This window comes from Leptolyngbya sp. BC1307 (assembly GCF_002286735.1).
Taxonomy (GTDB): Bacteria; Cyanobacteriota; Cyanobacteriia; order Phormidesmidales; family Phormidesmidaceae; genus Phormidesmis.
Genome location: NZ_NRTA01000119.1, coordinates 1 through 2,074, shown reverse-complemented (window position 1 = coordinate 2,074; position 2,074 = coordinate 1). Strand labels below are relative to the sequence as shown.

Here is a 2,074-nt window from a genome sequence, read left to right as displayed (position 1 = left end):
AATAGTGCTGGAAGTGCTGATAGGCCCGCTCGTCATTGAACAAATGACGAAACGCTGCGGCATGTTTGCTCACCACTGGCGCTGGCGCAACAATCGGCAACTGCATCCTTCACCTCCTGCTCAAAACCTTTGAACCTAACGCCTAGTCTACCTCAGACGCGATATGATGATTTTTCTCTCATGAGAGCACAACACTCAAGTAAATAGATAGAAACACATGGGGAATACGATGCAGCTTGGCTATCCAAATCTGTCAATTTCATCTTTAACTGCCGTATCCCACTCAGAAACCGACTGCGAGGCGACTTCTACCTCTATTAGACGTGCTTTTATGAAAGAGATAGCATTAACCGCCGAAATAGGTTTAGCTGACGGACTCTAGTACATAACCTGGTCAACAAACACCTTCCATCCATAGAAAAGTGTCAATCCTAATCCTAGTTGATGTGCCCACTGGTCAAGCTCCCTTCCGTCAAGATTGAGCTGATTTTCTGAGACCATTACTAGAGCTGCTTCCTGGACATCCATCTCGATACATTTCCGACCAAATATCTGTACGTCAGATTTTTTTACGATTTTGTCTCTTACCTCAATAGCTTTCTCCCATCGTGGGGCGCATCTAGGTGTTGTGGGAGGGGTGCTTTAGAACGCTCGAAGGGACGAGGGGAAACAAGTCATCAAATCGCTGATTGACCCAAGCAACTCTGAGAATCAACAGATGGTCGAGGCCCTCCTCACTCCAGCGCATACCAACGCCCTTAAACCGCTGCTGAATTAACCATTTGCAAGCACTTTCAACGAGTCCAGAGCCCAGCCCTCTAAAGGTGATCGCTCGTAAGCTTAATAATTGGCCAAAAACAATACTCAGCAAGGCTTTTAGCTGTATTTCCCCTTGCTCAAGGAAAGATCAGATGTACTAAATCACGAATAAGACTGACGAACTTATCAGTATTTCAGTCATTTCATTCTGAAGGCTTCGCTATTCCTATTAGGAAGCTCTCAGCTTGTAGAAAGCACTTTTTTAAGTGTGGAATCCTGAAATTATCAGGTGACAGTGGAGTAGTCGGGTAGCAAAAGCCGGTTGACGGGTTTAGTCGAACCAGCGTGAGACAGGTCGGCAGCGTCATCGTCATTTGAACACGGTTGCAATCAGGCAAAGAAAAGGGCACAGGTAGATCTCCTACGAAAGAGAGCTATATCCGATGCCCGAAGCCATCCACTTATACCAGAAGAGAGCCTATATGAATGCGAGAGAACTGGGATTGACCCAGGTAGAATCGTCATCGATAGCAGAAATATCAGAACGGACAGGCCAGCGCATAGATTCAGGCCATCACCATCCCAATCGCGGACAAGTGCAAGCGCACATGGTGAAGCGAGATCCGCTGTCGGCAGTCTGGGAGAGCGAGCTAGAGCCGATGCTACGGCGCGAACCGAGACTCAAGCCGATGACATTGTTCGAGTATTTGCAGGAGCAGTACCCCGGCCAATATTCGCAGGTGCTGCGGACACTCCAGCGCCGAGTGAGTACCTGGAAAGCGCTGCATGGGCCAGCGCCCGAGGTGATGTTCATGCTACGTCATGAGCCAGGGGTGAAGGGATTGTCAGACTTCACCAAATTAAAGGGAATGGAGATCACCCTCAATGGTCGGCCTTTTGAACACCTGATTTATCACTACCGACTGGCCTACAGCGGCTGGCAGTATGCGCAAATTATTCAAGGCGGTGAGAGCTTCATCGGTCTTTCAGAAGGGTTGCAAAATGCGCTAGCAGCCAGCGGCGGGGTACCGAAAGAACACCGCACCGATAGCTTGAGTGCAGCCTATCGCAACCTCGGCGGACATCGCACCAGCGACCTGACGCGGTTGTACGACGACCTGTGCGACCACTACCGGATGACACCGACTCGCAACAACAAAGGCATTGCCCATGAGAATGGCAGCGTAGAGTCGCCGCACGGTCATTTGAAGAACCGGATATTAAATGTCAAGAGGGTAGGCGATAAAATGACAGAGCGTAGGCGGGTGGAGGTACAGTCGAAGAGACGAATGAGTCTAGCGCTAAGCCAGAGTCT

General features: G+C 49.6%; 1 protein-coding gene and 1 pseudogene. One reads left to right on the top strand and one right to left on the bottom strand.

Annotated features, from left to right (window positions below; translation table 11 throughout):
• Positions 1-619: 619 nt before the first annotated feature.
• Positions 620-820 (bottom strand): annotated as a pseudogene (locus CKL79_RS22230) (hypothetical protein); the annotation flags it as partial.
• A gap of 382 nt (positions 821-1,202) precedes the next feature.
• Between CKL79_RS22230 and istA the strand changes: the two are divergent.
• The coding region (gene istA / locus CKL79_RS22225; RefSeq protein ID WP_240519039.1) for an IS21 family transposase at positions 1,203-2,074 on the top strand (872 nt) is incomplete at its 3' end.